Origin of the sequence: Saccharopolyspora sp. NPDC000359 (genome assembly GCF_040300525.1) — a bacterium.
Classification (GTDB): domain Bacteria; phylum Actinomycetota; class Actinomycetes; order Mycobacteriales; family Pseudonocardiaceae; genus Saccharopolyspora.
In genome coordinates this window covers 1-22,234 of the sequence record NZ_JBEPDU010000011.1, presented here as the reverse complement: position 1 = coordinate 22,234, position 22,234 = coordinate 1, and the positions used below count along the sequence as shown (strand labels likewise).

Sequence of the window (22,234 nt, the reverse complement as noted above, 5' to 3'; positions counted from 1 at the left end):
GGTCCTCGCACCACCCGCACCAAGGAGGACTCACGTGCGTCCACCGGTTCGACGCGGCGTCGCCTGCGCGATCGCCTCGGCAAGCCTGGCGCTGCTCGCCCCCGTCCCGGCGCAGGCAGCTCCGAGCTGCGCTGACCCAGCCCGTCCGCTGACCGTCGAGGAGCAGCGGCTCCCCCGGCCCGAGCCGCAGGAACTGCTGGCCAGGGGCGGTTTCGCCGACGTCGCCCCGGCTTTCGCGGCGGCGCTGTGCGAGGTCGGTGACCTGGCCGCCGCCGAGCGGCTGATCAGCACCAGCGGTGACCAGCTCTGGGACCGCGCGGTGGCGCGCGCCCAGGGCCACGGCACCGGTGACCTGCCGACCTCCGACGACCGCCCGCTGTACTGGGCGCGGTTGGGCATGACCACGGCGCTGCGGCAGTGGGCGCCGTCGTTCCCGCTCACCGACGAGCAGCGCGACGAGCTGCTGTGGAGCCTGGAGCAGCACTCGCGCGGGCAGACCTCCGTGGACTTCCCCCGCGGCGAGGGCATCAAGCGCGTGCTGGTCAGCGGTTTCGACCCGTTCCAGCTCAACGGCGACATCCGCCGCAGCAACCCCTCCGGGGCGTCCGCGCTGGCGCTCGACGGGGTGGTGCTCAACACCGGGTCCGGGCCGGTCCGGGTCGAGGCGGCGATGTTCCCGGTGCTGTGGAAGCCCTTCGAGCAGGGCATGGTCGAGCGGACCTTCCTGCCGCACCTGCGGCCCGGGGCCGACCAGGTCGACGTGTTCGCCACCCTCAGCCAGGGCCGCCCGGAGCAGTTCGACATCGAGCACTGGAACGGCCGCTGGCACACCGGGGTGGACAACAACGACGAGCAGCGCGACGGCGTCACCGAAGTCCCGCCGGGCCTCCCGACCGTCGAACCGCCGCCGGAGTTCGTGCCCACGACCCAGGCCTACGCCGCCATCGTCCGCGCCGACACCGGCCGCTACCCGGTGTTCCACAACACCGAGGTGACCGAGGTCCCGGCCGGGGGGACCGAGCCGGTGGTGCGCCCGGACGGACCGACGCCGGGGTCGGTGGCGCGCGCGGGCGGTGGTGGCAGCTACCTGTCCAACGAGATCGCCTACCGCACGACCCTGCTGCGGGACGCGGTCGGCGCGGACCTGCGCGGCGGGCACGTGCACACCCCGGTGCTCACCTTCGCGCCGGACAACGAGCACGCCGTGGTGGACCCGGTCTTCACCCGCAACCTGCGGGACATCGTCGCCCAGGTGAGGGCGATCGTGGCGGTCGCGGCCACGGCGGAGGACGACGAGGCCACCGCCCCCGTGGCCAGGACCCCGCGCGACCGCACCGGTCGCGTCCCCGCTCCCTCGATGTGACCGCCCGGGGTGGGGTGGCGGTCGCACCCCACCCCGGCCTGCACCGAACAGCTGCCGCACCGCTGGGCCGATCGGCGGTACCGCGTTCGGCCATCCGAAAGGCGTTGCCGCACCCAGATTTGCCCGTCGGGGCGCTGAGTTACGTTGATCAACAATGCTCGTGCTGTTCGAGCAGGTGACGATGGAGGACACCAGCAATGGTCGAGAAGTTACGGACGCCGCGGCCGCGCAAGCGGACCGCGGCGTTGGCGGCGGTGGCCGCGGCCGGCGCGCTCGCGAGCTTCGGCACGGCGCACGCCGATGAGCCCGAGGGCGCTGTGACGCCCTACATCATCGGCGGCTCCCCGGCCGATCAGACCTACTCGTTCATGATCTCGCTGCAGTACGAGCGGGACGGGAACCCGGACTCGCACCGCTGCGGTGGCGCGCTGGTCAGCCCCGAGTGGATCGTGACCGCGGCGCACTGCGTCACCCAGGACACCCCGGACGGCACTCCCGTCGTGCTGGACCCGGCGATCTTCCACGTGCGGATCGGTTCCACCGACCGCACCACCGGTGGCAGCGTGGCCAAGATCCAGGAGATCGTGGTGCACCCGGACTACCAGGCGCTGCCGGAGCGCTCCGAGGGCGACGACGTCGCGCTGCTGCGCCTGGACGCGCCGAGCGACCAGGCACCGGCGCCGATGGCCAGCGAGCTGACCGAGCCGGGCACCGCGGTCCGCCAGATCGGTTGGGGCTACACCTCCAACGAGGACAAGGGCGACCCGACCAAGCTCCCGACGCAGCTGCAGCAGCTGGACACCACGGTAATCCCGCCCACCACGCCGAAGTGCGTGGCCGACGCGGGTGACGACTCGTGGGGCATCCGCGACGAAGGCGACGTCTGCACCGACAACCCGGAGGGCGTCCGCGGCCCGTGCGGTGGCGACTCGGGTTCGCCGCTGCTGGTCCGGGAGGGCGACGGCTGGCAGGTCGTCGGCGTGGACAGCCGCGGCGTCGGCTCGGTCTGCGGTGAGTCCCCCGACATCTACACCAGCGTCGGGCACTTCCGCGGCTGGATCGACAGCGTGATCAGCTGATCCACCCCGGTCCCCGCCCCGCGCGGGCGGGGACCGGCCGACCTGCGGGTTCACCACCAGACCAATCCTCTGTGGACAACCCGTGCCCTGCCGAGACGATCAGTACCAGTTCCGCCAAACCACCGGAGCGAAGCCGTTCGCTGCTCTAAGCTCCCCGGCAATCTCGAAGGCTTGGGGGCGTGCGGTGGGCATACACGGTCGGGACGAATCGCTGCGGCTGCTGGCAGGTGCTGCGGCTGCGGCGCAGGACGGGCGCGGCAACCTCGTCATGGTGCGCTCCGCCCCGGGTCTCGGCCTGTCCACCCTGCTCGACGCCCACCTCGCGCAGATGCGGGCCGCGGGGATACCGGCGAAGCGGATGACCGTATTGGCACCGCACGGCCGCACCGCGCTGTCGACCGGGACGCCGCAGTGGCCGGAGTCCGGTGTGGTCGTCACCGACGACCTGCACCGGGCCGACGACGCCACGGTGCTGGCGCTGCACGACCTCGCAGACGAGCTGGCCGACCGCTGCCTGCTGGTCGTCGCCGGGCGACACCCCAGCGCCGTGCCAGCGCGGTTCGCCCACCTCGACCGGATCGCCACCACGCACGACCTCACACCGCTGGGCGCCAGCGCGGTCGACGCCGTGCTCACCGACCTGGTGGGCGGGCCACCACCGGAGTCGTTGCGGCAGGTCGCCGCGGGTGCGGGCGGCAACCCGTGGCTGCTGACCCAGCTGACCTCCGACGACCGCGCTTCGGCGGTGACCGCGTGGGCGGCCGGGCTGGCCGGGGACGACGCCGCGCTGCTGCGCTTCGCGGCCGTCCTCGACGATCCCGTTCCGGTGGAGGAGCTGGCCGCCGTTGTCGGCTCGGACCCGGTGGAGGTGCTGACCGGTGTAGAGCGGCTGGCCGCCCTCGGGCTCGCGGAGGAGGAGCACGGCCTGGTGCGGTTGCGGCACGCGGTGGTGCGCCAAGCCCTGGCCACGACTTCGACGGCGCTTCGCGGGTCCGCGGCGCGCACGCTGATCGACCGGGGCGCCTCGCCAGAAGCCGTTGTCGAGCAGCTCGTGCACCTCCCAGTGGAGTCCTGGACCGCCGCGTGGCTCTGCGAGCACGCCGAGCAGCTGGCCGGCAGGCCCACCCCAGCCGTGGTGGACCTGCTGCAGCGAGCAGCTTCCCGCGCCCTTCCCGGTGATCGGAGCCTGCATCCGCTGCGCGCGGCGCTCGCCGAGGCGCAGTTGTGGTCGGGGCAGCTCGACGCCGCCCAGCGCACCGCCACCAACGGCCTGCACGCGAACCCCGAGCCCGCGATCCGGCACCGGTTCCGGGCCGTGCTCACCCTGATCCGCATCGGCGAGATGGACCTGGCCGGAGCGACCGCCGTCCTGGACGCCGAGCGCGCGCACGGTGAACTGCCCCCGCGGCTGGCGGTGCTCGCCGCCACCTCCCTGCTGCTCTCCGGTGACCTGACCGGGGCGGAGAGCGCGGCCCAGGCGGTCAACACGGGCAGCACCACCCACCCGGTGGTGACGATGTGCCTGCTCAACATCGATGCCACCCGCCGTTTGGTGCTGCGCGACCTGACCGGCGCGCTGGACCAGCTGGACCGGGTCGACGCGCTGCTGGAGGCGGAGTTCTCCGAGAACGGGCAGTGGATCATGTCGCGCCTGCTGCGGGCGGCGGTCCAGGACCTGCGGCACGACCCGGCCGCGCTGGAGACCGTCGAGCAGGCCCGGCCGCTCGCCCGCGAGCTGGGGGTGGGCGTCCTGGTCTGGTTGCACACCATCGCGGCGCTGGCGCTGTTCAACAACGGCCGCTGGGACGACGCCCTGAGCGAGATCGGAGCCGCCACCGAGCTGCCCGACCTGCACAGCTTCGACGGCCCGCTGCACGGCATCGCCGCCACCATCCTGGCCCACCGCGGCGACCTCCCCGGTGCCCGCGCGCACGTCGAGCTCGCCGACGGCGTGGCACCTCGCGGGATCGCCCTGTTCTACGAGCAGATCACCGTGCTGGCGCACGCGTTCCTCGCCGACGCCGAGGGAAGACCACAGGAGGCGCTGGAGGTCGTGCGCAAGGTCGCCGGCGGCGAGGTGGGCGTGCACCACTCGCACGCGGTCGCCACCGTCGCCGCCCGGCTCGTGCGCATCGCGGTGCAGGGCGGCGACCAGGAGCTGGCCGAACGGCTGGTGGCGCAGGTGCGGGAGCTCAGCACCGGGGATTCGCTCGGCGAGCGCGGCATCCTCATGTACTGCCAGGGCCTGGTCGACGGCGACGTCGACCAGCTGCTGGCCGCGGCCCAGGAGTTCGCCGAGAGCGGTTCGCAGGTCACCGCCGCCCGGGCGGCGGAGGACGCGGCGAAGGTGCTCGCCGCCTCCGGCAGGTCGGCGGACGCGCGAGCCGCCTACCGGGCCGCGATCGAGCGCTACACCGCGCTGGCCGCCACCGGCGCGATCCAGCGCGCCGACGCCGAGCTGCGGGCATTCGGCGTCCGCCGCGGCGCGACCGGGCCGCGCAGAAGGCCCAAGCACGGCTGGGAAAGCCTCACCGCGGCCGAGCACCGCGTCGCCGAGCTGGTGGCGCAGGGGCTGACCAACCGGGAGGCCGCCGAACGGCTGATCGTGTCGGTCCGAACGGTCGACTCCCACGTGTCGAAGATCCTCGCCAAGCTCGGCTACGCCTCCCGCGTCGAGATCGTCCTCGGCTTCGACCGCCGCACCTGAGCGCCGAGGGACAGCAGTGCGCAGGCATACGTAGGGAAGGCGCGCGCAGCACTCGCCCAGTTGCCCGCGGGAGCGGTCCCACCCCGCCGCCGGTTCGGGTGTTCGCAGGTCAGCGCGGTTCCTTCGAAACATCAGCAATGTTGCGGATGATTCGCGACCGCTGTTGTGGTGATCTTGGTCAGGTGTCCGTTCCTGGGGGAAGCGGGCACCTGCCGGGCCTGCTCAGGCCCGCAGCACTCGCGCCCCCACTGGGAACTCATTGGTCGGCGCATCGCGGCGGTGCGCCGCTCTGGGAGGCAGAAAACCGCAGATGAGCGACGAAGCGAACCTGATCGACACGGCCTCGGCCGGGGTGCAGGACCTGGCCGCTGCCGCCACCTCCGCGCTGGCGCAGGCCGGTCCTGCCGGAGCGCTGCTGGTGCCGGTCGTGGACGCCCTGCGCAACGTCTGGGAGGGCTACTTCGGATCGCCGATCCCGCCCGACGGCACCAACTGGAACGCCTACTCGCACGAAGAGCTCTACCAGATGCTGTGGGAGCAGGCCGACGTCGGCGAGGTCAGCACGATGGCCGCCGAGTGGGGTCAGCACAGCACCGAGCTGGCCGACCACGCGGAGTCCATGCGCCAGCAGCGCACCGCCATGCAGGCGAGCTGGAGCAGCGAGTCCGCCGGGCTGGCCACGACCCAGCTCGGCGAGCTCGGCGACCGCACCTCCGGGATCAGCGACCGCGCGAGCACCGTGCAGGGCGCCACCCAGGAGGCGGGTGACGCGCTCGCTGTCGCGCGCAACACGATGCCCCCGCCGCCCGGCGACCCGACCGGGGCTGCGCTGTCCAGCGCGGTGGCTGGAGCTGGTGCCGGTGCGGCCATCGGCGGGATTGTCGGTGCTGGTGCCGGTGGTGTCGGAGCTGGCCCCGGTGCCTTGATGGGGGCCGCCATCGGCGCGGTGGCCGCGGGCGGCGGCAGCTTGTTCCTGTCCCACGTCGCGGCCGCGCAGAGGAAGGCCGAGGCGGTGCACGTCATGCAGCAGTACGAGACGAGCCTGCTCAACAGCAGCCAGGCGATCGCACCGCCCGGCTCCACCGAAGCCGCCGCGTTCAACTCCCCCGCCTCGACCGTCGCCGCCGGATTCGGCGGCGGCGCGGGCGGTGCCGGTGGCGGCGGTGTGCCGTGGAGCCGCTTGGTGGGCGCGGACCAGCTGGCTGGCGGGCCGCGCAGCGGCGCTGGTGCGCTGGACGCGGCCCTGGCGCGCTCCGGCGGCCTCGGCGCGCTGGCCGGTCGAGGCGCGGGCAACGGCGGCATGATGCCCGGGGCCGGTGCGCGACGCGGGCTGGAAGACGACGACGAGCAGGTGCACGAGAACCGCCTGCCCACCATCGACCAGAAACTCTTCGACGACGACCGACCGGCCAGCGCCCCGGTCATCGGATGATGCAGGAGCGAACGTTGACTTCTGAAGCAGCAGCGGGGCGCGGCTACCAGGTCGCCCCGCAGGACCTCTCCGCGCAGGTCGAAGCGCTCTCCGGGCTCCGCGAGCGCACCACCGGCCTGGTCGGTTCGGCCGGTCGGCTGGCCGAGCGGCTGCCGCAGCTGGGCACCGCGCCGCCGGCGATCCACCTGGCGGTGCGGCTGCGCGAGGCCGGTGGCCGGTCCGGGCTCAGTGGCGAGATCAGCGCGGCCGACACCGAGCTGCACAACTTCCGCACCGCGCTGGGCGAAACCGTCACCGGTTACCTGGCCACCGACGACGACGCCGCGCAGGCACTGCGCAACACCGGGGGTGACCAGGCATGACCACGGCGTCGGCGCGGCGCACCTCCACGCCCATCCACTTCGGACAGGTCGAGCTGGACCTGCTGGCCACCCACGCCGGGGTGCCGATGCCGTTCCCGCTGCGGGTGCCGTCCTTCGGCCGCATCGCCGGGGAGCGGGAGGTGCTGCTGGCCACCGCCGGGCACACGCTCCAGCTGCGCGGGTTCGCCGACGAGGACGGCCCGGCCGGGGCGGCCGCTGAGCTGGTCACCGCCCTGCGCCAGCACCGCGGGACGGTCGACCTGGTGCTGGTCGGCGAATCCGGGGTCACGGCGGTGGTGGCAGTCGTCTACCGGTCGTGGGCGCTGATCTGCGTGCAGCCGCTGGACGGCGACCCGGCGCAGCCGGTGCGGATGCACCGGGTTGCGGCGGATTCGCTCACCGACGAGCTGCTCGCCCTGGTGCCCGACGTGCCACCGGCCCGCACGATGCCGATCACGCTGCCCGAGCGCGCGGTGGCCACCGCGGCTCAGCTGGTCGGCGAGGTCGAGGACGACCGGGAGAAGGAGCAGCGGCTGCGCGAGCTCGTCCGCGACTGCGGCGGCGACCCGGGTGCGCTGGACGAGCTCGTCGGGCTGCTGCCGGTGCTGACCGGGCGCGGCCAGGTCGGGGCGACCCGACGCGACCTGGGCACCAGCAGCCGGGCCGGGGCTGAGCTGTCCTGGTTGGACGGGCCGCGCGGGCGGGTGCGGGTGGTACCGGCCAAGCACGGCTGGGTGAGCATCAACCCGATGCGGCAGAACGACGTGCGGTTCGCGGTCGAGGATCTGGCCAGGACCGCCCGCGAGCCGCGGTGAGCAGCGGAGACTTCGGAGGAGCAGTGGAAGCAGCAGCGCAGTGGCTGGCCGGGTACGACGAACGGCTCGCCAGGGCAGCGGCGGATGCCAAGGCCGCCAACGAGAGCCTGAGCCAGATGAGCGGGACCGCGACCTCGCCGCGCGGTGAGATCACCGTCCAGGTCGGGCCCAGCGGCGCGATGGAGGACATCCGGCTCACGCCCGCGGCGCGGGCGATGGAGGCCGAGCAGCTGGCGCAGCTCATCCTGGCGACCGCGCAGGAAGCGCAGCGCACCGTCGGGGCGCAGGTCGTGGAGATCATGACCGAGTACGTCGGGGACGGTCCGGCGCTGGACTTCGTGAAGGAGAACATGCCGCCCGCCGCCGGGGTCGAGACCGGTCCTCGCCGGGACACCGACGATGACGACGACTTCTTCGCCAACCCGGTGGTGATCGTCTGATGGACCTGCAGGTCGATCCTGCCCAGATCCGGGCGCACGCCAACACCGTCAGCGGCCTCGCGGGCGGGCTCTCCGACGCGGCCGGTGCGGTGCCCGACGGCCCGGCGGAGAACTCGCTCGGCACGTTCCTGCAGTTCCTCACCGCCGGGCTGGGCTCGGCCATGGCCCAGACCGGGCAGGCCATCGCCCAGGCCTCCTCGGCGGCGGAGGCGGTCAGCTCGGCGCTGGTGCAGACCGCCGAGGACTACGAGCGCACCGACGACGACAACGCGGTGCGGCTGCTGCGGGAGGACTCGCGATGACGGTGCAGATCACGATCGGCGCGACGCGGCCGGAGGAGCTCGAGCAACTGAAGTCGACCATCGCGGCGGTCCGCGACCGCGGGTGGCTGTCCGGGGGCCTCAGCGGCGCCACCCCCGGGGGCGACTCCCCCGGTCAGCCGAGCAGCCCGCTGTCGGTGCTGTCGGACTCCGGGTTCGGCTTCATCACCTCGTCGGTGTCGTTCCTCGAGGAACCGATGCAGCAGCTGGCCGGTGACCCCAGCACGATCTCCGCCGGTTCGCAGGGCTTCCAGGACACCGGGCGCAACGTCTCCGCGATCGCCGACTCCTACCAGCGGTCGGTGGGCCCGGAGACCAGCAGCTGGTCGGGCGAGGCCGCGGCCGGGTACTTCAAGACCGGGGCGGAGCTGGTGGACGGCATCGCCGGGCTCGGCGACGCGAGCGTGGCGCTGGCGGAAGCGGCGGCCGGGGCGGGCGAGGCCGCCGCGAAGGCGCTGCAGGAGGTCACCGCGCTGGTCACCGAAGCCACCGGCAAGATCGTCCTGATCCTCAACCAGGCGGTGGCCGCGGCGGCGGCGACCTTCGGCGCCAGCGTGGCGGCGGCGATCCCGCAGGCGGTGCAGGTCGCGGCCGAGTACGGCGGTCGGGTCGTGGCGGTCATGCAGCAGCTGCTCTCCAGCGCGCAGAACCTGATGCAGCACGTGGGGACGACGACGAAGGCGGTCAGCGCCCTCACCGACGCGATCTCCACGATCAGCGACCTCGTGCAGCAGTCGACCGGAACGTCGAGCACCACAACGACTTCCGGCACCGGGCCGACGTCGAGCACGCTGCCCACCTCGATGTCCGGCAGCCTCCCGGCCCCCGACGGGGACAGCACGCGGGAGGAGCCGAGCGGCACCGGGACGTCCGACACCCGGCCGAAGCCGGGCATCACGTTCACCGCGACCTTCACCCCGCCGTCCTGGTCCAACGAGCGGGCGGATCCGCCCAGCCGCGCCTGATCCCGCGGCGTGCCACCGCCCGGCGGTGGCACGCCGTTGCGCGTGCCGGGTGAAACCCGCCGCCGCCCGGTCACCGGTCCACTACGGTGGAGGCGGTGAGTTCGTGGTCGATGGGACGAACATTGACTGGCTGGGTGAGCAACACCGCGGAGCCGCTGACCGACGCCGAGCGCCGGTTCGACGAGCTGCTGGCGCAGGGCAGGACAGCGGAGTCGACCACCGACCGGGCGGCCCCCGCGGGGATTCCCGGTGCCGAGCAGCAGATCCGCGGCGAGTACCTCGCCGCCCGGCTGGTCGAGTCGCTGGAGGATGGCGGGCGCCTGTTCTCCCGGCGCGGCGCCCAGCCGCTGGTCATCGTCGTGGAGCACGCCTCGATCACCGGCCAGCTGGACCTGCGCAACGTCGACCTGCCCTACCTGCTGGAGTTCGTGGGCTGCCGCTTCGAAACCGCCCCGGACCTGCGGCAGGCCCGGTTGGCCGGACTGGTGCTGTGGCACTGCCGGTTCCCCGGCGTGCACGCGCGCAACCTCGCGGTCAGCAACGACGTGGTGCTGCGCGACTGCGCCAGCGTCGGCGGCATCCTCGACCTGGCCGACGCCGACCTCGGCGGGTCGCTGCTGCTCAACGACAGCGAACTGCGCAACCCCGGGCAGCGCTGCGTCTACGCCGACCGCCTGTCGGTCTCCGGTGCGCTGCTGGGCATCCGGTTGCGGACCGCCGGTGAGATCCGCATCCCCGGCGCCAAGATCGGCGGCAACCTGACGCTGTCCGGCGGGGCCCTGCGCAACCGCGGCGGGAACGCGATCAACGCCACCGGCATCCGCATGGGCGGCTCGCTGCGGCTCGACGTCGACCCGCTGACCGGTCGGCCCTTCTCCGCCGCAGGCACGCTCCGCCTGCCCAGCGCGCACATCTCCGGCGACCTGCGGCTGCGGGACGCCGTGCTGGAACCCGGCGCCCGGCGGCCGCGGCGGGGCGACTCGGACTACGACGACACCATCGCGGCGCTGATCGCCGACCGCTGCGAGATCCGCGGGGACGTGCAGCTCGACCAGGACTTCCGCAGCGGCGGCACGCTGCGCCTGGTCAGCGCGGTGGTGGGCGGAAACCTGCGGATGGCCGGGGCCACCGTCGACGTGGGCTGGCTGCGCTCCCCCGCCGAGTCGGTGCTGCAGCCGGTGCGCGCGGTGAACCTGGACGGGGCGCGGGTGTCGGGCAACCTCGACGCGCAGGCCGTCGCGGTGCGCGGGCAGTGGCGGATGACCGACGTCCGGGTCGGCGGCAGCGTCCAGCTCAACCGGGCGCAGCTGACCGGACCGCGCACCGACGTCCTGGTGGGCAGCCGGCTTTCGGTGGGCAGCAACCTGGAGTGCCGGGCCGTCGAGGTGGTCGGCTCGTTGCAGCTGCCCGGTGCGCAGGTCGGGGCGAACCTCGACCTGCGCGGCGCGCGGTTGACCAAACCCGCCTGGCACCACCACCGCAACAACTACAAGCCCTCGCTGGACCTGCGCGCGGCGCGCATCGAGCGCGACCTGATCTGCGCGGAGGGCGAGCAGGCGTTCCTCGCCGAGGGAACCGTGCAGCTGCGGTGGTCGCAGATCGGGCGGCACGTCAACTTCTGGGGCTGCGAGCTCGGCGACGGGGCGTCGCGGACCGCGTTTAACGCCTCCGGGGTGCAGACCCAGGAGCTCACGCTGCTGCCGCGCACCCCGCCGCGTGGCCGGGTCACGCTGCGGCAGGCGCAGTGCGAGCTGCTCGCCGACAACTCCGCGGTGTGGGAGTCCAGCCGCGGGGTGGACTGCGAGGACTTCTCCTACCAGAACTTCGCCGAGTCCTTCGAGATCGACGACCGGCAGCGGGTGCGCCAGCGGCTGGGCTGGCTGCGCGCCACCGCCGGCGGGGCCTACCAGCCGGGTCCCTACGACCAGCTCGCCGAGGTCTTCCGCAGCAACGGGCTGGAGGAGCACGCGATCTCGGTGCTGATCGAGAAGCAGCGGCACCGCTACGCGGCGATCGCCCGCACCGCGCGCCGCGGGTTGCGCTGGCCGGTGCAGTTGTGGAGCTGGCTGCAGCGGGCCACCGTCGGCTACGGGTATCGGCCGATCCGGGCGGTGGCCTGGCTGGCCGCGTTCGCGGTGGTGGGCACCGCCTGGTTCAGCGCCCACCCGCTGGTGCCGGTCAACGAGCAGGACCGCCCGGTGTGGAACCCGGTCCTGTACACGTTGGACCAGATGCTGCCGGTGGTTAGCCTCGGCCACGACGACATGTGGCAGGCCCGCGGCCTGTCCCAGTGGGTCACGGTGGCCCTGGTGACCGCTGGCTGGACGCTGGCCACCACGGTCGCCGCGGGCGTCAGCCGGGCCCTCCACCGCGAACGCTGACCGGGCTCAACCGAGGAGCCGGCGGAGGGCGAGGGCCGTGCTGGCGCAGGCGGCCACCGTGGCCGCGGTGAATGCCGCTGCGGGCGAGACCAGGTCCAGCAGCATGCCCGCGGCTGCCGAACCCACCGCGTTGCCGACGCCGAACGAGGTGATCATCCAGGCGTGCGCCTCGGTCAGCGTGCCTTCCGGTGCCATGCGCGCGATCAGGGCGAAGGACGAGGCCAGCACCGCGGGCAGGGCGCAGCCACTGAGGAAGGCGAACACCGCCATCACCGGGATGCCCAGGACCAGGACCAGCGGCAGGTACCCGACGGCGAGCAACGCCAGCAGCACCAGCAGCCGGCGGTCCTCGCGGTGCGCGGCGGGAACCGCGGTGTAGGCGAGTCCGCCGACCAGCGCACCGGCCGCGTTGAGCGCGATCAGCCACCCCGACGCCGACGGGTTGCCCGCCACCTCAGCGTATCCCGTGATGCCCACGGTGAAAGCTCCGATGGTGGCGCCTACGCAGACCAGCGCGGCGAACAACCGCAGGACGCCCGCGCCGCGCAGCGGCCCAGCCCAGTGCCGCTCCACGGGCGTGCCACGCCAGGCCCGCGCCGGGCGGGCGGTGGCGAACCACGCTGCGCCGAGCAGCCCCACCGCGGCAGCCGCGACCAGGCCCGCGGACGGCCCGCCGAATGCGCTCACCCCGAGAACCACCAGCGGTCCGCACACGAAGATCAGCTCTTGGGTGGCCGCGTCCAGCGAGAACGCCGCGCGGATGTGGTGCTCGCCCACCACGACGTGCTCCCAGAGCACCCGCAGGCACGGCTCCAGCTGCGGGGTCGCCGCGCCCGCGACCACGGATGCCACCGCGCCGACCGCCACCGAGCGCACCGGGTCGACCAGGCCCAGCACCAGGAACGCCGCGGTCGAGGCCGCCGCGCTGGCCAACAGCACCGGGGCCTGGCGGGTCCGGTCGATCAGCCGCCCCAGCACCGGCCCGCACACCGCGGCGCTCCCGGCGTAGAGCGCGGCGAGCAGACCGGCCAGGCGGTAATCCCCGCCGTGCTCGCGAACGGTCAGCAGGATCGCCAGCGGTGCCATACCCGTCGGCAGCCGCCCGATCAGCGAGGCCGACAGCAACCTCGGCACGTGGCGGGAGCGCAGCACCGCCACGACCGAGCCCTGATTGGTGCTGATCTCCGCTCCGGCGCTCACCGGACCTCCCCCATCGCGTGCCGGACCGCCGCGCGCAGGGACGTGACGACCGGGAACCCTTGCTCGGCCAGGGCTTCGGTGGCGTGCAGGCCGCTGGCGTAGAGCACGCACCGCGTTCCGACTCCCCTGGCCGCGACCGCGTCGTCGACGCTGTCGCCGATCAGCAGCACGCCCTCGCCCGCCAGTCCCAGCCGCGTCAGGTGCTCGGCGAGGTGCGCGCGCTTGAACCCGCGGTCCGGGCCGCGCTGGCCGTCGATGCGCGCGAAGTGCCCGGTGATGTCGAACCCGTCGACCAGCGAGGTCAAGCGGTCGTGCGGGTACATCGACAGCAGCGACTGCGACAGCCCCCGCGCGGCGATCGCGCCCAGCGCCTCGTGGGCTTCGGCCGCCAGCGACAACCTCGGCCTGCGCCGCGAGTAGGCCGCGTGGAACGCCGCGTGCAGCGCGCTCCGCACGTCAGGTGGCACCGGGCCGCCGAAGAGCCGGTCGTAGAACAGGTCGATCGGTTGGGTGTGCTGCCTGCGGTACTGCTCCACGGTCACCGGGGGCAGCCCGGTCACCTCGAATGCCTCGATGGTGGACTGGATCAGCGCGTCGACGTCGTCGAACAGCGTCCCGTTCCAGTCCCACACGACGTGCGCGACCTCCGCCCGCACCCCGGTCTCGCTGACCGCCACGGTCTCCCTCCTCGGTGTTCGGCTGGTCGGCAGTCAACCGGACGACCGCGTGCGGGACCAGGGCACGAACCGGGCATCAGCCGTGGGGGTCGAACGGGATGCCCTCCGGCTTGGCCTTGGCCAGGTTGTCGGCGAAGGCGCCGTCGGAGATCGCCAGGCTCGCCGAGCCGAAGTCGGCCGAGGTGAGCTGGTCCCGGATGCCCGCCGGGTAGTCCTCCCAGCCCACCAGCGGTGGGTGCTGCCAGGTGCCGCGGTGGTTCTCCGGCTGCTCGTCGGGGTTGGCGAAGCGGAAGGCGTGCGTGCTGACCCCGTCCTTGTGGTAGACGATCTTGGGGTGGGTGCCCTCCCAGGACACCTCCCCGGCGGGGCGGGTCGAGTAGTCGCCGTGCGCGGAGGCCGAGACGTACTCCGCCCGGTCCTGGTGCACCCACACCACGACGTGCTCGATGTCGTGCCGGTGCCCGAAGATGTCGTCCACTCCGTCGAGCGCCTGGTCCTTCTCGAAGTACAGGTCGTAGAGGTAGGCGCACCAGCCGCTCGGGTCGCACTTGGCGCGGGAGTAGGAGTTGGTGTTGGCCAGGTCCGCCTCGTCGTGGCAGTCGCCGCTGAGCGAACCGGAGGGCTTGAGGCCTTCGGCCACCGCGCCGTCCGGCCCGATCGCCGGGGTCGGGTAGCAGCCGTCGCCGTCGTAGTCGAACGCGGGCTGCCACTTCAGGTCGGCTTCCGGGGCGGACCCTGGAAGCGCCGCGGGTGGCTCCGCGAACGCCGCCCCCGGCAGCACGAGCACCAGCGCCGATGCTCCGACGAGCGCCCGAGCGGCGAACCCGCTGGCCGACTTCCGCCGCGCAGCAGCCATGTCAACAGCCCCTCCCGCTCGGCACGCGAAGATCAGCTCGACCCTACGCACACCGCCGGACGTGCCGGAACACCGCTGGCGACTTTTCGCCGACCGCGGCGCACCGCCGGATCAGCGCTGGTGGCAGGATCACTCGGGATGGACTCCGCAGAACCGTTGGCGCAGCAACGCGAACTCCAGGCCGAAGCCGACCTCGTGCACGCCGACCTCCGGCTCGGCGAGCTGCTGGGTGCGCTGGGCGAACCGGTGCGCGTGGGCAGCGCCGCGCTGGGGTTGATGGTGCGCCGCGACCTCGACATCACGGTGATCTGCCCGCGGCTCGACCTGGCGGCGAAGTCGGCCGTGGCCGGTGTCGGGGCCGAACTCGCCGTCCACGACCGGGTTCGCCAGGTCCGCTTCCGCGACGACACCGGGCACTGGAACACCGACCCGCGCTACCCCGACGGCCTCTACCTCGGCGTCGAGTACCGCAGCCCGGCCGATCAGGAGTGGACGCTGGACATCTGGTTCGTCGACGAGCCGGACCGCCAGCCCGACCTCGAGCACCTGCGCACCCTGCCCCCGCGGCTCACCGACGACCACCGCCGCGCCATCCTGCACATCAAGTCCGCGCTACCCGAGGTCCCCGGCCACGAGGTGTACCGGGCGGTGCTGGACCGCGGCGTCACCACGGCGGAGCAGTTCGAGCGACAGGCAGACTGACCGTCCACACCAGACAGAAAGCAGCAGCGGCCGCCACCGGGCAGTCGATCCCGGCGCGTCGACCACTGAGCCAGTCGGGTGGGGAACCTGGGGCGGTGGGCGCTGTCCCGTTATGGTCGGTACACCCCTCGGGGACGCCCTGTCCACCTTCGCACGCCCCGGACCGAGCCCGCTCGGCCGGAACCCGGTAGGGAAGAAGGGGGCGGATGATGGAATCCGCTGCTGCGCACCCGGAACTGCTCGCCTGGGAGGCACCGGACTTCGACGAGGTCGGTTGTGCCGCCGAAGTGACGATGTACGTCGCGCAGCTGGAGGACTAGCGACTGCGCCGCGGGTGCCGGGCGCACGCTCCGGTGCCCGCCCGGACCCCCAGCGAGGAGCGTCGGAATGTGGTTGCGGGTGCTCGGTTCGGCGGCCGGTGGTGGTTTTCCGCAGTGGAACTGCGGTTGCCCGAACTGCTCCGCGGTGCGCTCGGGTGCTCGTCCCGCCAGCCCCCGCACCCAGTCCTCAGTCGCGGTGAGCGCCGACCACCAGCGGTGGTTCCTGCTCAACGCCTCACCGGACATCCGCACCCAGATCGAGTCCTTCCCCGCGTTGCGCCCGGGCGCGGGGCGGGCCACCCCGCTGCGAGCAGTGCTGCTCACCGACGCCGAGCTGGACCACACCCTCGGCCTGCTGCTGCTCCGCGAGGCGAAGTCCCTCGAGCTGCACGCCACCGCCGCGGTGCGCGAAACCCTCTGCCGCGCAACGGCGGTCCTGCGCACCCTGGAGGCCTACTGCGCGGTGATCTGGCGGGAGGTCGTGCCCGGCGTGGACACGCCGCTGGGCGGCGGGTTGTCCTACCGGGCCTTCGACGTGCCGACCAGCAAGCGCAACCGGTTCGGCCCCGGCCGCGAGCACGGACGGGTGGTCGGCTACCGGTTGACCGACGAGACCACCAAGCGCACCGCGGTGCACCTGCCGGGCGTGCAGGAGCTCACCCCGGCGGTGCTGGCCGAGCTGGCCGCCGCCGACTGCCTGCTCGTCGACGGGACCTGCTGGCACGACGACGAGATGGTCCGGCTCGGGCTGGCCGACAAGACCTCTCGGGACATGGGCCACCTGCCCATCGCCGGCCCGGACGGCAGCCTGCGGCGGCTGGCCGCGCTGCCCGCCGAGCGCAAGATCTACCTGCACATCAACAACACCAACCTGGTCCTGCTCGACGACTCGCCCGAGCGGCGCACCGTCGAGCAGCACGGCTTCGAGGTGGCGACCGACGGATTGGAGGTGCGGTTGACACCGTGACCACGCGCATCGACGACTTCACCGCGGCGTTGCGGGCCCAGTCGCAGCGGTACCACCACCAGCACCCGTTCCACGTGCGGATGAACGAGGGCCGGTTGACCCCGGGGCAGATCCGGGGCTGGGTGGCCAACCGCTTCCACTACCAGCAGAGCATCCCCCGCAAGGACGCCGCGATCCTGGCCAACTGCCCGGACCGGGAGGTCCGCCGGAGGTGGGTCCAGCGAATCCTCGACCACGACGGCGCGGTGGGCGAGGACGGTGGCATCGAGGCCTGGCTGCGGCTGTCCGAGGCGGTCGGGCTGACCCGCGCGGAGGTGCTCGACGAGCGGCACGTGGTGCCCGGGGTGCGCTTCGCCGTCGACGCCTACGTGACCTTCGCCCGCACCCGGCCGTGGGTGGAGGCGGTGGCGTCGTCGTTGACCGAGCTGTTCGCCCCGGACCTGATGGCCGAGCGCCTCGCGGCCTTCGAGCGCCACTACCCGTGGATCGACCCGGACGGCCTGGACTACTTCCGGGCCCGCCTCACCCAGGCCCCGCGCGACGCCGAGCACGCGATGGAGGTGGTGACCGAGCACTGCCGCACCGCCGAGGAGCAGGCCCGTGCGGTCGACGCCTTGTCGTTCAAGTGCGACGTGCTCTGGAGCGTCCTCGACGCCATCGACCGGGCTTACCCGGATCCGGTGTGATGGACGGGTCCAGCCGCCCCGCGCTCACCCCGCACGTGCGCGTGACCTTCGACCACGTGCGCGAGCAGCACCTGCTGCTGGCGCCGGAAGCGGTGTCGGTGCTCAACCCGACCGGTGCGGCGGTCCTGGAGCTGTGCGACGGGCGGCACAGCATCACCGAGATCGTCCAGGAGCTGCGCGGGCGCTACGAGCGCGTGGCACCCGACGAGGTGGCGCAGTTCCTCGCCCGCCTGGCGGCCAAGCGGTACCTGGAGGTCCGGGATGCCTAGTCCGTTCGGCCTGCTCGCCGAGCTCACCTACGCCTGCCCGCTGCACTGCCCGTACTGCTCCAATCCGCTGGAGATGGCCGGGTACCGGGACGAGCTGGACACCGGGCAGTGGCAGCGGGTGCTGGCCGAGGCCCGCGAGCTCGGCGTGCTGCAGCTGCACCTGTCCGGCGGCGAACCGCTGCAGCGCCGCGACGTGGTGGACATCGTGCGCACCGCCCACGACCTCGGCATGTACACCAACCTCATCACCAGCGCCCTGGGCCTGTCCGCCCAGCGGGCCGAACGGCTGCGGGCCGCCGGGCTCGACCACGTGCAGATCAGCATCCAGGCCCACGAGGCGGGCATCTCGGACCAGATCGCGGGCACCACGTCGTTCCAGCGCAAGATCGCGGGCGCGCACCTGGTGAAGCAGCTGGGCTGGCCGTTGACGCTGAACGTGGTGCTGCACCGGCTGAACATCGACGGCATCGCCGACATCCTCGCCCTCGCCGAACGCCTGGGCGCCGACCGCGTCGAGCTGGCCAACACCCAGTACTACGGCTGGGCGCGGCGCAACCGCAGCGCCCTGCTGCCCAGCCGGGCGCAGCTGGACCGGGCGGAGGTGGTGGTGCGTGCCGCGCGCGAACGGCTGGCCGAGCGGATGGAGATCAGCTACGTGCTGCCCGACTACTACGGCCAGCACCCCAAGCCCTGCATGGGCGGCTGGGGCCACCGGCAGCTCACGGTCGCGCCCAACGGCGACGTGCTCCCCTGCCCCGCCGCGCAGGAGCTCCCGCTGCCGCGCGCCAACGTGCGGGAGCACCCGCTGTCCTGGATCTGGTCGCACTCGCCGGTGTTCGAGCGCTTCCGCGGCATCGGCTGGATGGGGGAACCGTGCCGCAGCTGCTCCCGCCGGGACCTGGACTTCGGTGGTTGCCGCTGCCAGGCGTTCCTGCTCACCGGTGACGCCGCGCGCACCGACCCGGTCTGCGCCCTGTCCCCCGACCACGAGCTCGTCGCCCAGGCGGTCCGGGCAGCCAACTCCGGACAGCCCGGCGAAGCGGTCCTGACCCAGCGCCCGCACCCGCGCGACACCGGGCCCCGGCTCGACCGGGACGAGCCGGAGGACTAGCTCACGGCGCTTCGACGGCGAACGTGGCGGGTTGGCACACCTCGCGCGTCCAACCGGCGCTGCGCGCTGGTGACCGGCCCCCGGGCCTCCGGCCCCAGCACGACCATCCACAGTGCACGATCAAAGCGGCACCTCCGGAAAAATTGATCGATCGACAATTACGAGATCGCCGAACAATGGCTCCGATCATTTCCCCCAGGGCCTTGATCGCAATTCCTGGGAACTGGATCAGCGCCGCGCCTGATCGAATTCGAACCCCCGGCGAACACAACGGGGTACCGCTGCACAATTCGATCTACCGAAACACGGGAAGTCCCGCCCCCACTGGAGAGTTAACGTCACGATCCGTGACCATGTCACCCGATCCAGATCGACGAATGTCGACAAATCAAACCGGGATCGTCTCGTTTTCGACCTTGCGTTCACGATCAGTGATGTTCAATCCCGATTGGACACATCAACTACACCCCGATCGTATGATCATGTATTCCTGCGGCTGCCGATCGCGAATTCGGTGCTTACCGTACGAACAGCCTCCTTTCAAATCTCGCGAGGCGATCTGGAAATGATTTTGAGCGAGGAATTCCCACTCAACTGATCAAAAGGAGGTTCAGGTGTCCGCAAAGCTTGTACGCATCGGCGGCATCGCCGCCTTTGTGCTGGGCGCGTCGTTCAGCCTGACCCCACTGGCCGCCGGTGCGGCACCTGGCCAGGCACCGCCGCCGGTGTTCGCGGTGGACCAGGACCAGGACCCGGACCAGGACACGGACCAGGGCGAAGACGGGACGCAGGGCCACGGCCAGGACCACGGCCAGTGCTCATCGGGGGACCACAACTGCAAGCCCAAGCCCCCGCAGCACTGCAAGCCGCACGAGTGCCCGCCGCCACCTGTCTGCAAGCCAGGTGAGTGCGACGTCGCACCGCCACCGGCCGTCGCACCGCCGCCGATCGCACCGCCGATCGCACCGCCACCGGCCGTCGCACCGCCGCCGGCCGCACCGCCGCAGCAGGCTCCGGAGCAGCAACCGGAGCAGCAGCCGACGGTGAGCCCGACGCAGGCCAGGCCGACCCAGGCTCCGACGGCCAAGCCGCAGGCGCCGATGCCCGTCCAGCAGCCGCAGGTCGAGCAGAAGCCGGTGGGCGGCGTCCAGGCGGGCGGTGGCGCCATGGCGCAGGAGCAGACCGACAGCTCCGGCCCGCTGGTGGCCGTGGGCGGGCTGGCGCTGACCGCGCTGGCCGCCGGTGGTGCCTACCTGCACCGCCGTCGCCACGCCGAGCAGCGCAACTGATCCGGGCGGGTTGGTGGTGCGTGCCCGGGAGGTGCGCACCACCAGCCCGTTCCGGCCGTCGAACGGGCTGGAGGTGCTCCGTGCGAACCGCGATCCTGCTGCTGTGGTCGGTCGTGGTGCTGACCGTCGCGGTGGCGGCCGACCCCCACCCGGTCGACGCCCGTTCCGCGCCCCCGCCGGTGGCCACCCACGCCGAGGCCACCGGCCCGGTCGCGGGCGATCCGCACCCGCGGGCCATCAGCATCCCCCGCATCGACGTCCAGTCGACCCTGGTGCCGCTCGGGCTCAACCCCGACGGTTCGGCCGAGGTTCCCCCGATCGAGGAACCCGAGCAGGCGGGCTGGTTCCGGCTCGGGCCCGGCGCCGGGGAGGTCGGGCCGTTCGTCGTGCTGGGCCACGTCGACTCCTACACCGCGGCGGGCGTCTTCTACCGGTTGCGCGACCTCCGCCCCGGTGACCCGGTGACCGTGGACCGCGTGGACGGTTCGCGGGTGACCTACGTGGTCGACAGGGTGGAGACCGCGCCGAAGGACCGGTTCCCCACCGAAGCCGTCTACGGCGACGTGCCGCGCCCCGAGATCCGTCTGATCACCTGCGGTGGAGCCTTCGACGAGGCGCAGCGCAGCTACCAGGACAACGTGATCGTCTACGGCCACCTCCGCTGACAGCCCGCTCCGATGTGGACGCCCACCGGCGGTCCACCGGGCGGTCCCTTGCGGTTTCGCCGTCCCGGCCACCAGGATGGCAGGACCACTCGCGCGCCGAACGGGGTCCGCGAACCGGACGGCGGGGAGGCAGGATGACCAGCTCGGCGGCCCGCCCGGTGATCGCCGGGCATGGCATCACCGAGGTGGGCGAAGGTGAGCTGCGGCGCGGCGCGCTGCCGCAGCGCCCAGCTGGCCTTGGGGCCCGCGCTCGGCACTGCGGAGCTGGTCACCCTGGACCGCGAGCTCGCGCGCGTGGTCGGCTTCGACCACGCCGAGACCAGCGAGACCGTGCCCGCCTTCCGCCTGGCCTGAGCAGGAGCACGCATGCCCGAGAAACCGGTCCTGGCTGACCTGCGCGTCGAGAGCGCGGAGCTCGACGCGGTCGTGTCGGGCCTCGGCGCCGCGCAGTGGGCCCTTCCCACACCCGCCGAGGGGTGGACCATCGCGCACCAGATCGCCCACCTGGCGTGGACGGACGCCCAAGCGCACCGCGCGGTGACCGACCCCGACGGGTTCCGCGAGGAGCTGCGCACTGCCGAGGTTCCGCTCGGGGAGGCGGTCGACAACGGCGCAGCCGAGGGCGCGCGGTTGGCCCCGCAGGATCTGCTGGAGCGCTGGCGGGCTGGGCGGGCGGACCTGCAGCGCGCCTTGGTCGCAGCGCCGGAGAACGTCCGCGTGCCGTGGTTCGGCCCGCCCATGAAGATCCCGTCCATGGCGACTGCGCGGATCATGGAGACCTGGGCGCACGGCCAGGACGTGGTCGACGCGCTCGGCGTGCGCCGCGAGCCCACCGCCAGGCTGCGGCACGTCGCCCACCTCGGGGTCCGCACGCTGGGCTTCGCCTTCGCCCTGCACGGTCTGCCCGCGCCGACCGCACCGGTGCGGGTGGAGCTGAACGCCCCGGACGGCCAGCTGTGGACCTGGGGTCCGCCAGAGGCGCCGGACCGGGTCACCGGGACCGCTCTGGACTTCTGCCTGCTGGTCACCCAGCGCCGCCACCGCGACGACCTGGCGGTCACCGCCACCGGAAGCACCGCTGAGCAGTGGCTGCCCATCGCGCAGGCCTTCGCGGGCGATCCCGGCCCGGGTCGCCAGCCCGGCCGGAGGAGCTGAAAGTCCGCGTCAGCGCACGTGTGTCGTGTCGCGGACGGTGCCGACGTACTCCTCGACGAGGTCTTCCATCGCGACGACGCCGATGGGGGTGCCGGTGGTGTCGGTGGCGGTGGCCAGGTGGCTGCCGGAGCGCCGCAGGGAGGCCAGGGCCTCGTCCAACCGCGCATCCGCCGGAACCGTCGGCAGCCGCCGGACGAGGGACGGGGCGACCAGCGTGGAGTCGTCGTGCCCGATCTGGTCGAGGATGTCCTTGATGTGCAGGTAGCCGCGCAGGCCGTCGTCCTCGTCGCGGATCGGGAACCGCGAGAACCCGGTGTCCGACACAGCCCGTTCCACGTCGCCGAGCGTCGGGCGCGGCGGCAGGGTGATCAGGTCCGCCATGGGGACGAGGACGTCGGTGACGGTGTGTTCGAGGGAGGAGAGGGTTTGGGCGAGTCGGCGGTGTTGGGAGTGGTCGATGAGTCCTTCGCGGC

Annotated in this window: 24 protein-coding genes; 20 read left to right on the top strand and 4 right to left on the bottom strand. The window is 72.9% G+C overall.

Translation table 11 applies throughout. The features are described from left to right. The first annotated feature begins 34 nt into the window (after positions 1-34). The 10 genes from ABT324_RS09775 to ABT324_RS09730 all read left to right on the top strand — a co-directional run bounded on the left by ABT324_RS09775 (position 35) and on the right by ABT324_RS09730 (position 11,864). Positions 35-1,363 carry a PA0049 C-terminal domain-containing protein gene (locus ABT324_RS09775; protein WP_351174465.1) on the top strand — a complete coding sequence of 443 codons (1,329 nt, stop codon included), beginning with the start codon at positions 35-37 and terminating at the stop codon, positions 1,361-1,363. Between the two features lie 197 nt (positions 1,364-1,560). Continuing rightward, entirely contained in the window at positions 1,561-2,442 is an 882-nt protein-coding gene (locus ABT324_RS09770; RefSeq protein WP_351174463.1) for a S1 family peptidase, read from the top strand. Positions 2,443-2,626: 184 nt separating this feature from the next. Then, the gene (locus tag ABT324_RS09765; RefSeq protein ID WP_351174461.1) at positions 2,627-5,149 is read left to right on the top strand and encodes a LuxR C-terminal-related transcriptional regulator; all 2,523 of its coding nucleotides are present in this window, start codon (positions 2,627-2,629) and stop codon (positions 5,147-5,149) included. Between the two features lie 310 nt (positions 5,150-5,459). After that, the gene (locus ABT324_RS09760) at positions 5,460-6,581 is read left to right on the top strand and encodes a hypothetical protein (protein WP_351174459.1); all 1,122 of its coding nucleotides are present in this window, start codon (positions 5,460-5,462) and stop codon (positions 6,579-6,581) included. Between the two features lie 14 nt (positions 6,582-6,595). After that, complete coding sequence (locus tag ABT324_RS09755) at positions 6,596-6,943, top strand: hypothetical protein (protein ID WP_351174457.1); 348 nt, start codon at positions 6,596-6,598, stop codon at positions 6,941-6,943. Then, on the top strand, positions 6,940-7,758 hold the full coding sequence (locus ABT324_RS09750) for an ESX secretion-associated protein EspG (RefSeq protein ID WP_351174455.1): 819 nt from the start codon (positions 6,940-6,942) through the stop codon (positions 7,756-7,758). The genes ABT324_RS09755 and ABT324_RS09750 overlap by 4 nt, the downstream gene beginning before the upstream one ends. Positions 7,759-7,781: 23 nt before the next feature. Further along, positions 7,782-8,198: a YbaB/EbfC family nucleoid-associated protein gene (locus ABT324_RS09745; RefSeq protein ID WP_351174453.1), complete on the top strand. Its 417-nt coding sequence runs from the start codon at positions 7,782-7,784 to the stop codon at positions 8,196-8,198. After that, on the top strand, positions 8,198-8,500 hold the full coding sequence (locus ABT324_RS09740) for a type VII secretion target (RefSeq protein ID WP_351174451.1): 303 nt from the start codon (positions 8,198-8,200) through the stop codon (positions 8,498-8,500). Before ABT324_RS09745 ends, ABT324_RS09740 begins: the two co-directional genes overlap by 1 nt. Beyond that, positions 8,497-9,483, top strand: coding sequence for a hypothetical protein (locus ABT324_RS09735; RefSeq protein ID WP_351174449.1), 987 nt, complete (start codon positions 8,497-8,499; stop codon positions 9,481-9,483). The genes ABT324_RS09740 and ABT324_RS09735 overlap by 4 nt, the downstream gene beginning before the upstream one ends. Positions 9,484-9,617: 134 nt before the next feature. Further along, positions 9,618-11,864 carry a translocation/assembly module TamB domain-containing protein gene (locus ABT324_RS09730; protein WP_351174447.1) on the top strand — a complete coding sequence of 749 codons (2,247 nt, stop codon included), beginning with the start codon at positions 9,618-9,620 and terminating at the stop codon, positions 11,862-11,864. Between the two features lie 6 nt (positions 11,865-11,870). Here ABT324_RS09730 and ABT324_RS09725 read toward each other — a convergent pair whose 3' ends face one another. The 3 genes from ABT324_RS09725 to ABT324_RS09715 form a co-directional block, all read right to left on the bottom strand. Continuing rightward, positions 11,871-13,064: an MFS transporter gene (locus ABT324_RS09725; protein ID WP_351174445.1), complete on the bottom strand. Its 1,194-nt coding sequence runs from the start codon at positions 13,062-13,064 to the stop codon at positions 11,871-11,873. Continuing rightward, positions 13,061-13,741 (bottom strand): HAD family hydrolase, encoded by a 681-nt coding sequence (locus ABT324_RS09720; protein ID WP_351174443.1) that lies wholly within the window; start codon positions 13,739-13,741, stop codon positions 13,061-13,063. The genes ABT324_RS09725 and ABT324_RS09720 overlap by 4 nt, the downstream gene beginning before the upstream one ends. A gap of 76 nt (positions 13,742-13,817) precedes the next feature. Continuing rightward, positions 13,818-14,597, bottom strand: coding sequence for an NPP1 family protein (locus ABT324_RS09715; RefSeq protein WP_351174441.1), 780 nt, complete (start codon positions 14,595-14,597; stop codon positions 13,818-13,820). Positions 14,598-14,735: 138 nt separating this feature from the next. Here ABT324_RS09715 and ABT324_RS09710 point away from each other — a divergent pair, with 138 nt between their 5' ends. The 10 genes from ABT324_RS09710 to ABT324_RS09665 all read left to right on the top strand — a co-directional run bounded on the left by ABT324_RS09710 (position 14,736) and on the right by ABT324_RS09665 (position 21,761). After that, positions 14,736-15,299 carry a hypothetical protein gene (locus ABT324_RS09710; RefSeq protein ID WP_351174439.1) on the top strand — a complete coding sequence of 188 codons (564 nt, stop codon included), beginning with the start codon at positions 14,736-14,738 and terminating at the stop codon, positions 15,297-15,299. A gap of 206 nt (positions 15,300-15,505) precedes the next feature. Then, positions 15,506-15,619: a pyrroloquinoline quinone precursor peptide PqqA gene (gene pqqA, locus ABT324_RS09705; RefSeq protein WP_351174437.1), complete on the top strand. Its 114-nt coding sequence runs from the start codon at positions 15,506-15,508 to the stop codon at positions 15,617-15,619. Positions 15,620-15,686: 67 nt separating this feature from the next. Beyond that, positions 15,687-16,586: a pyrroloquinoline quinone biosynthesis protein PqqB gene (gene pqqB / locus ABT324_RS09700; RefSeq protein WP_351174435.1), complete on the top strand. Its 900-nt coding sequence runs from the start codon at positions 15,687-15,689 to the stop codon at positions 16,584-16,586. Further along, the gene (gene pqqC, locus ABT324_RS09695) at positions 16,583-17,272 is read left to right on the top strand and encodes a pyrroloquinoline-quinone synthase PqqC (RefSeq protein WP_351174433.1); all 690 of its coding nucleotides are present in this window, start codon (positions 16,583-16,585) and stop codon (positions 17,270-17,272) included. Before pqqB ends, pqqC begins: the two co-directional genes overlap by 4 nt. Then, entirely contained in the window at positions 17,272-17,541 is a 270-nt protein-coding gene (gene pqqD / locus ABT324_RS09690; protein WP_351174431.1) for a pyrroloquinoline quinone biosynthesis peptide chaperone PqqD, read from the top strand. The genes pqqC and pqqD overlap by 1 nt, the downstream gene beginning before the upstream one ends. Further along, on the top strand, positions 17,534-18,652 hold the full coding sequence (pqqE, locus tag ABT324_RS09685; RefSeq protein ID WP_351174429.1) for a pyrroloquinoline quinone biosynthesis protein PqqE: 1,119 nt from the start codon (positions 17,534-17,536) through the stop codon (positions 18,650-18,652). Before pqqD ends, pqqE begins: the two co-directional genes overlap by 8 nt. A 614-nt stretch (positions 18,653-19,266) precedes the next feature. Then, positions 19,267-19,941, top strand: a complete 675-nt coding sequence (locus tag ABT324_RS09680) for a GVDTG sorting domain-containing protein (protein ID WP_351174427.1) — start codon at positions 19,267-19,269, stop codon at positions 19,939-19,941. An 80-nt stretch (positions 19,942-20,021) separates the two neighbouring features. Further along, positions 20,022-20,606 carry a class F sortase gene (locus ABT324_RS09675; RefSeq protein ID WP_351174425.1) on the top strand — a complete coding sequence of 195 codons (585 nt, stop codon included), beginning with the start codon at positions 20,022-20,024 and terminating at the stop codon, positions 20,604-20,606. A 171-nt stretch (positions 20,607-20,777) separates the two neighbouring features. Further along, on the top strand, positions 20,778-20,960 hold the full coding sequence (locus ABT324_RS09670) for a hypothetical protein (RefSeq protein ID WP_351174423.1): 183 nt from the start codon (positions 20,778-20,780) through the stop codon (positions 20,958-20,960). Positions 20,961-20,972: 12 nt separating this feature from the next. Then, positions 20,973-21,761: a TIGR03084 family metal-binding protein gene (locus ABT324_RS09665; RefSeq protein WP_351174421.1), complete on the top strand. Its 789-nt coding sequence runs from the start codon at positions 20,973-20,975 to the stop codon at positions 21,759-21,761. A 9-nt stretch (positions 21,762-21,770) separates the two neighbouring features. On the opposite strand, the gene ABT324_RS09660 is transcribed toward ABT324_RS09665, so the two are convergent. Beyond that, positions 21,771-22,234 (bottom strand): CBS domain-containing protein (locus ABT324_RS09660; protein WP_351174419.1); only part of this gene is annotated, 464 nt, incomplete at its 5' end.